The sequence below is a fragment of the Acinetobacter sp. UBA2063 genome (genome assembly GCF_002333245.1).
Lineage (GTDB): Bacteria > Pseudomonadota > Gammaproteobacteria > Pseudomonadales > Moraxellaceae > Acinetobacter > Acinetobacter parvus.
Map to the genome: position 1 here is coordinate 1 of NZ_DDAH01000246.1, position 8,667 is coordinate 8,667.

5 protein-coding genes are annotated in these 8,667 nt (G+C 40.5%); 3 read left to right on the forward strand and 2 right to left on the reverse strand.

The genetic code is table 11. The features are described 5' to 3' along the window. Positions 1–102 precede the first annotated feature (102 nt). From atzF to B4H32_RS11700, 3 genes are read left to right on the forward strand one after another with little or no spacing between them, the layout of a single operon-like run. Positions 103–1,929: an allophanate hydrolase gene (gene atzF, locus B4H32_RS11690; RefSeq protein WP_286803203.1), complete on the forward strand. Its 1,827-nt coding sequence runs from the start codon at positions 103–105 to the stop codon at positions 1,927–1,929. A 15-nt stretch (positions 1,930–1,944) separates the two neighbouring features. Then, positions 1,945–5,550 carry an urea carboxylase gene (uca, locus tag B4H32_RS11695; RefSeq protein WP_286803204.1) on the forward strand — a complete coding sequence of 1,202 codons (3,606 nt, stop codon included), beginning with the start codon at positions 1,945–1,947 and terminating at the stop codon, positions 5,548–5,550. 11 nt (positions 5,551–5,561) lie between these two features. Continuing rightward, positions 5,562–6,257, forward strand: coding sequence for a GntR family transcriptional regulator (locus B4H32_RS11700; protein ID WP_004639207.1), 696 nt, complete (start codon positions 5,562–5,564; stop codon positions 6,255–6,257). 106 nt (positions 6,258–6,363) lie between these two features. Here B4H32_RS11700 and B4H32_RS11705 read toward each other — a convergent pair whose 3' ends face one another. Further along, entirely contained in the window at positions 6,364–7,455 is a 1,092-nt protein-coding gene (locus B4H32_RS11705; RefSeq protein ID WP_286803208.1) for a 3-deoxy-7-phosphoheptulonate synthase, read from the reverse strand. Between the two features lie 117 nt (positions 7,456–7,572). Beyond that, positions 7,573–8,460 carry a sulfite exporter TauE/SafE family protein gene (locus B4H32_RS11710; protein ID WP_004682016.1) on the reverse strand — a complete coding sequence of 296 codons (888 nt, stop codon included), beginning with the start codon at positions 8,458–8,460 and terminating at the stop codon, positions 7,573–7,575. Between the last annotated feature and the right edge of the window lie 207 nt (positions 8,461–8,667).

The following is an 8,667-nucleotide window of genomic DNA, read 5'->3' on the forward strand; positions in this document are numbered from 1 at the left end:
CAATTAAATAAAAAATAAGTTATTAATTTATAATAAAAAATATATCTGGCACATTTTCTGCATTGATTCATCCAAACTTGTATACAAGATGGGATTCATAAAATGCATGAGATAAAAACTTTAGGTTGGACAATTTCAGAGTGGCAAACAGCTTATTCAAAAAATGAAATCCAACTTGATACTTTAAAAGATTTAGTTGCATCAATTGATCCTCAAGATAATGCGTGGATTTCGATTGCCACAGTAGCGCAGATTGAACAGCAAATTCAGGCTTTAAATCTTTTAACGAAAGATACTGAAAATTTGCACAAGCAATTTCCATTGTATGGAATTCCATTTGCAGTTAAGGACAATATTGATGTGTCTGGTTTTGCAACCACCGCAGCTTGCAAGGCTTTAACCACAATTGCAGAGCAAGATGCGGAAACAGTGCGTTTGTTGAAGCAAGCGGGTGCTATCGTAATTGGTAAAACCAACCTTGATCAGTTTGCAACGGGTTTGGTGGGAACGCGTTCACCTTTTGGTGCAGTACCAAACAGTTTTAAACCTGAATATATCAGTGGTGGATCAAGCTCTGGCTCAGCAAGTGTGGTTGCTCGTGGATTTGTCCCTTTTGCATTAGCCACAGATACTGCAGGTTCTGGACGTGTACCTGCAGCGTTTAACAATATTGTGGGGCTCAAACCAACTAAAGGGCGGTTTTCAAATCGTGGTTTATTGCCTGCATGTAAAAGTCTAGATTGTATTTCGATCTTTGCTTTAACCGTTGCAGATGCAGACTTGGTTGCAAATGTTTTAGAAACCTATGATCCATTGGATAGTTATTCACGTAAACATCCAAAGAATGTTCCAGCGCATTTCTCTAGCAAATTAAAATTTGCCATTCCAGAGGAACTAAATTTCTTTGGCGATCAACTGGCTGAAAAAGCATTTCAGCAAACAGTTCAATTACTGCAAAGTTTAAATGCTGAAATTAGCCAGATTGATTTTTCAGACTTTGAGCAACTGGCGGTGCAACTCTATCAAGGTTCTTGGGTGGCAGAACGTACCGCAGCCGTTGAATATTTACTGCAAACTAATCCTGATGCATTTGATCTAACGGTATTAGACATTATTAAAAACGGCGAAAAATATTCAGCGGTGGATGCCTACAATGCAGAGTATTTAAAACAAGATTTAGCTCGAAAAATCCAACAAAGACTGGCTGACTTTGATGCCTTAATTGTTCCAACCGCACCTACAATTTATTCCATTGAGCAGCTTCAACAAAATCCGATTGAATATAACGCTCGTTTAGGAACCTACACTAACTTTACCAACTTGGCAGATTTGAGCGCTTTAGCTTTACCAGCAGGATTTAGGGCTGACCATTTACCATTTGGAATCACTCTAATTGCGCCAGCTTGGCACGATGCGGCATTGGTGCATTTTGGTAAGGCATGGCAAAACTATCTTGCTCTCAAATTGGGCGCATTGGATAAAAGTCTGCCTTTAAGTTCTGTAACATCTGTTTCTCCGCATCATATTCGTGTTGCAGTCGTTGGTGCTCATCTAACAGGTATGCCGCTGAATTTTCAGCTCACCACACGCAATGCCGTGCACATCGAAACCACAACAACGTCTAAAAACTATGCGCTTTATGCTTTGAATGGAACAGTTCCGCCGAAACCTGGCTTAGCACGTCAGCAAGATGGACAAAGCATCATTGTTGAATTGTGGGATGTTCCTACTGCTCGATTTGGTGAATTTGTGGCAGAGATTCCAACACCTTTAGGCATGGGCAATGTCGAATTAGAAGATGGACGCTGGGTAAAAGGTTTTATCTGTGAGCCTTATGGCATAGATGATGCAGAGAATATTAGTCATTTTGGTGGATGGAGAGCCTATATCCAGCATCGTAACAGCCAAGCAGCAAACACAGCGAATTAATTGGGGGAAATCATCATGTTTAAAACTGTACTTATTGCAAACCGTGGTGAAATTGCTGTTCGAGCGATTCGCACCCTTAAAAAATTAGGTGTAACCAGTGTTGCAGTGTATTCAGATAGTGATCGTTATGCACAACATGTCGAAGATGCTGATATTGCGATTGGATTAGATGGTTTAAAACCAGCCGATACTTATTTGAGTATCGAAAAATTAATTCAGGCAGCTAAACAAACTGGTGCTGAGGCAATCTTCCCTGGTTATGGCTTTCTTTCTGAAAGTGCTGATTTTTCTCGCGCTTGTGAAGAAAATAATATTGCTTTTATGGGACCAACGGCTGAGCAAATTCTAGAATTTGGTTTAAAACACCGTGCTCGTGAATTGGCTGCTGCTGCTGATGTGCCGATGACTCCAGGAACAGGATTGCTGGATAGTTTAGAAGAGGCACTGACTGCCGCAGATCGTATTGGCTATCCAATTATGCTGAAAAGCACCGCTGGCGGTGGGGGTATTGGTTTGACCCGTTGTGATACGCCACAAGCGTTAACCGATGCTTACGAAAGTGTAAAACGTTTGGGCGAGCAGTTTTTCAAGGATGCAGGTGTATTTATTGAATGCTTTATTGATAAAGCGCGTCATGTCGAAGTACAAATCTTTGGTGATGGAAAAGGGCAAGTCGTTGCCTTTGGTGAGCGTGATTGTTCTTTGCAACGTCGTAACCAAAAAGTAGTAGAGGAAACTCCTGCGGCAAATTTACCTGAAGCGACACGAAAAAAACTACATCAAGCAGCCATAGAACTGGGGAAATCCGTTAATTATCGTAGTGCAGGAACAGTGGAGTTTATTTACGATGCCAATCGAGATGAGTTCTATTTTCTAGAAGTGAATACACGCTTACAGGTTGAGCATCCAGTCACTGAGATGGTGACAGGTTTAGACTTAATTGAATGTATGCTGAAAGTGGCAGCAGGTGATGAACTGGACTGGGACTATTTAAGTAATATTCAGCCGAAGGGTGCAGCGATTGAAGTACGAGTCTATGCCGAAGATCCTGTGAAGAATTTCCAACCAAGTCCAGGTGTACTGACAGAGGTTGCATTCCCAGAGGGGATTCGGGTTGATACTTGGGTAAAAACGGGCACAGAGATTTCTCAATACTTTGATCCGATGATTGCCAAGATTATTGTGCATGCTGATGATCGTGCGGCTGCGATTGAAAAACTCAAAACAATATTGGCGGAAACTCGCTTAAATGGCATTAGTACCAACTTGGATTATGCACGTGCCATCGTTTCAGATCAGCGTTTTGAATCTATGCAAATTTGGACAAGAATGTTGGATGATTTCAACTACACGCCAAATGTGATTGAAGTGATTCAGGCTGGCACTCTCAGCTCGATTCAAGATTATCCAGGTCGTACAGGTTACTGGGATATTGGTGTACCGCCATCAGGTCCAATGGATGATTATGCATTTCAGCTTGCCAATCGTATTGTTGGAAATGATGCTAAAGCCGCAGGTTTTGAGTTTACCTTAGTTGGACCAACCTTAAAATTTCATACAGATACGATTATTGCTTTGGCAGGAGCAAGCTGTACTGCATTGTTAGATGATCAGGAAATTGATTTTTGGCAACCTGTTGAAGTTAAGGCAGGACAAATTCTAAAAATCGGTCAAGTTGAATCAGGTTGCCGTACATATTTAGCGGTACGAAATGGTTTGGATGTTCCAGTATATTTGGGCAGTCGCTCTACCTTTGCGCTTGGTAATTTTGGTGGTCATGCAGGTCGTACTTTACGTGTCGGCGACATGATTAAAATGGTTGATCCAGCATTTGCTGGTGCAGAATTGCCACTTGCACATGACGAACCGCAAGCGTTGTCGGCTGACTTGATTCCTGAATATAGTAATGTATGGGAAATTGCGGTTTTATATGGCCCGCACGGCGCACCAGATTTCTTTAAACCTGAGTATGTAGAAGAGTTTTTTGCATCAGAGTGGACGGTTCATTTTAATTCAAATCGTTTAGGTGTGCGTTTGTCAGGACCAACACCAAGCTGGGCACGAGAAAATGGTGGTGAAGCAGGTTTACATCCATCCAATGTCCATGATTGTGAATATGCGATTGGCGCAATTAATTTTACAGGCGATTTCCCTGTAATTCTGGCAAAAGATGGTCCAAGTTTAGGTGGTTTTGTTTGTCCTGTGACGATTGCCAAAGCAGAACTTTGGAAAGTGGGACAGCTAAAAGCCGATGATAAAATTCGTTTTTATCCAATTACGGTTGAACAAGCCAATGAACTTGAACGTCAGCAAATTGAAAATATCCAAAACTTTGCTGAAGCAAGCAAAGTTGTAGAAACGATTGAGCCAATTCAAGAAGTTGTCAGTACGATTTTGGCACAACGTGAACCAACGGAATTGTCGCCAAAAACAGTGTATCGCCAAGCAGGTGATAGTTATATTCTCTTAGAATACGGCGAAAATGTTTTAGATTTAGCTTTACGTTTACGAGTGCATCAACTGATTCAAATGATTCGTGATGCAAAAATTGCGGGCGTATTGGAACTGTCACCAGGTGTTCGTTCATTACAGATTAAATACGATGGCTTAGTGATTCCACAATCACAATTGATTGCTCAATTACTTCAACTTGAAGAAGAAATGGGCGATTTGAGCCAATTAAAAATCCCATCTCGTATCGTACATTTGCCGATGGCATTTGAAGACAGTGCCACTTTAGGCGCTGTTGAACGCTATCAAGAAAGTGTTTGCTCTAAAGCACCGTGGTTACCAAATAACGTTGACTTTATCCAACGCATTAATGGCTTAGCAGATCGAAATGAAGTTAAAGATATTATTTTTGATGCAAACTATTTAATTCTTGGATTGGGTGATGTGTATTTAACAGCACCTTGTGCCGTACCGATTGACCCACGTCATCGTTTACTCAGTTCTAAATATAATCCAGCTCGTACCTTTACCGCAGAGGGAACGGTTGGGATTGGTGGTATGTACATGTGTATCTACGGCATGGATTCACCAGGCGGATATCAATTGATTGGGCGTACTCTGCCAATTTGGAATAAGTTTAAGAAAAACAAACAATTTGGCGATAAACAATGGTTCTTACAGTTCTTCGATCAAATTAAATATTTTGAAGTGACAGAAGAGGAATTGAATCAATGGCGCGCTGACTTTGAAAATGGTCGTGCTGAGATCAAGATTGAAGAAACAGAGTTCGATTATGCGGATTATGTAAAATTCTTAGAGAATGAAGCTGAAAGTATTGCCGAGTTTAAAGCTAAGCAACAACAAGCATTTACGACTGAAGTAGATCGCTGGAAAGAGGAGTTTGCAGCTCAACCTGAAGAACAGATTCAAGAAAATAATCACTCTGATTACAGTCATTTAGCATCATTAAATGCATCGATGACAGGTAATATCTGGAAAATTTTTGTTGAACATGGTCAAGAGGTTAAAAAAGGTGAAACTATTGCTATTATTGAAGCAATGAAAATGGAACTTCCTGTTTATGCAGAAGAAGATGGCATTGTAAAAGCTATTATTTGTAGAGCAGGGCAAACCGTACATAGTGGTGAACCACTGGTTTATATGGAATAAGGCAAGGTTGCATGAAAGAAACCAAAATAAAAACAACAAAAAGCTCAGACAATTTGTCTGAGCTGGTTTACCAACGCATCAAGAATGATATCTTTGATTTCAAACTGATGCCAGGTGAACGTTTCACTGAATCTGAAGTTGCAAAAGCTTATGATGTAAGTCGCACCCCAATCCGACAAGCACTATATCGTTTGCAACAAGAGGGTTATGTTGATGTGAGTTTTCGTAGCGGTTGGCAAATCCGACCGCTCAATTTTCGTTATTATGAAGAACTTTATGATGTGCGGATCGTATTAGAAAAAGATTCGATTCGTAAACTTTGTCAGATGGATCATCAAAACTCGGTTGAATTATCCGTTTTAAAAGATTTATGGTTGATTGAACCTCATCAATATCTAAAAGACATTAAACAATTGTCACAACAAGATGAGGATTTCCATTGCGCTTTAGTTCGTGCCTCAGGGAATAATGAAATGGCGAGAATTCATCGTGATTTGAGTGAGCGAATCCGTATTATTCGTCGCTTAGACTTCTCTAAAGATTATCGCGTTGAAGCGACTTATCAGGAGCATCAAAAAATACTGGGTTATATTTTTAATCGTAAAGTTGATGAAGCCATTCAGGCAATTGAAGCACATATTATGCAAAGTCGTGATGAAGTAAAAAAGATTACCTTACAGATGTTGGATTCGAGTCAGTTTTATTAGGCGATTGCATAGATTGTTTTTCGGTAAACCAGATTCTCAATCCATTATTATTTCAACTTCCAAATAAAAACAGGCTCATAAGAGCCTGTTTTTATCTATTTAAAGATTAGCGGTTTGGGAAAACATCTTTTAAAGCCGCATCCATTTCCAACAGGGCTTTTTCAGTAGTATCCCAGTCGATACAGCCATCTGTCACAGATTGACCATAGACGAGGTCACAAAGATTTTCAGGAATATCCTGACGGCCGCCTTTTAAATGGCTTTCCACCATGATTCCCACGATTGACTTATTCCCATCTAGAATTTGCTCCGTGATGTTCTTTAAAACCAAAGGTTGCAGGTACGGGTCTTTGTTTGAGTTGGCATGACTGGTATCAATCATGATCTTGTTGCTGACTTTGGCTTTTGCCAAAGCTGCTTCTGCTTCCGCAACAGAAGAAGCATCGTAGTTTGGCTTGCCATTACCGCCACGTAATACCACATGCGCATAAGGGTTGCCTTTGGTATTGATAATTGCCACCTGACCATTTTCATTTAGACCCAGGAAGCTGTGGCCATGCTTAACCGACTGCATTGCGTTGGTTGCAACAGTTAAGCCGCCGTCTGTACCGTTCTTAAAGCCAACTGGGGAAGATAAGCCTGAAGACATTTCACGATGCGTCTGGCTTTCAGTGGTACGTGCGCCAATCGCAGACCATGAAATCAGGTCTTGATAATATTGTGGTGAGTTCGGGTCAAGCGCCTCAGTGGCACATGGCAGACCTTTTTCATTAATATCAAGCAAAAGCTGACGGCCAATATGCAAACCCTTTTCAATATTGAATGAATCATTCATATCTGGGTCATTGATCAGGCCTTTCCAGCCCACAGTGGTACGTGGTTTCTCAAAATAAACACGCATCACCAGATATAAAGTATCTTTGACCTTTTCACTCAGTTCTTTTAAACGGTCAGCATATTCATGCGCCGCTTTTGGGTCGTGGATGGAGCAAGGGCCAATTACCACGAACAGACGCTTGTCTTTACCATCTAAAATATTACGTACAGTTTCACGACCTTGCAGTACCGTTTGAGAGGCGATGTCAGACAAAGGCAGGTCTGCTTTGAGTTCCGCTGGAGTAATTAAAGTTTGAATGCTTTTAATATTAACGTCATTGATATCTGGCTGAGAAACTGGATTTGGCTGTAGAGTATTCATTGCTGTCACAAATTCAATCGAAAGAAGAGGTTATTTTGTCTACGAATATAGCATGAAAAGCCGATTGATTAACTAGTGAATCGCATGATTTGTGCAGAATCAATCGGCAATTGGGTTTTAAACGCTGCTTGTTGCTGAACTAGTCTGTTGGATCACCATCGCCTGATGCGTTTCAACTGGTTTTGGCTTGGCTTTAATTGGATTGACCATAAAGTTGATCCCCAATGCAAATAATGTGATACCCAAAATTTTACGAATTAGTCTTTCAGGCATACGGGAGCTAATTAAAGTGCCCACAATAATGGCAGGAATTGAACCAACCAATAGCCACATCAATAATGTAAAATCGACATTACCTGATGACATATGGCTTAAACCAGCGACAGCAGTCAGTAAAACGGCGTGAACCACATCTGATCCAATAATACGAATCATAGGCAAATTTGGAAACATAATCACCAGAGCCATGATACCAAAAGCACCAGCACCTACTGAAGATAGTGTAACAAACACGCCTAGTACAATCCCCATAATAACGATATAAAAACGTTTATGTTGCAGTGCATGTTGCTCGCTTTCCATGTTGACTTGTTCACGATTTCTAAATCGATCAAAGAACTTTTCAATTTGGGCGCGGAAGACAATTGAAATCCCTGTTAAGGTCAACATAAAGCCCAAAACCATAGTCAAAACAGCTTTATAGTGTGTTGACTGGCTTAAGTAATGCTCCAGTACCCAGGAGGTTGCAAAAGAAGCGGGAATACTTCCCAATGCAAGCCAGAGCACGATGGGCCATACAATATTCAGCTTTTTGGCGTGAACAACTGAACCACAGAATTTTGAGATTGAGGCATAAAGTAAATCTGTACCAATTGCGATATGGGGTTCAATTTTAAATAAACTGATCAGGATAGGGGTCATCAATGAACCGCCCCCAACACCTGTAATTCCCACACAGAAGCCAACTAAAACACCAGCTAAAATGAACTCAATAGGACCAAACATCAACAATATGCCTAATTATGCTAAAACTCGCATATCTTATGCTTTTTTTAGATAACTCGTTGTGATGAATAGTGATTTACTTATGCAAAAAAAAGCTAAAGAATTTTAAAAACGCTTTAGCTTTTTTTGATCATTCCAATATTTTTATTGTGAACTATACCCTTGTCGGAGACTTTTTTATTTAAGTTAGGCCAACTGACCTAACGG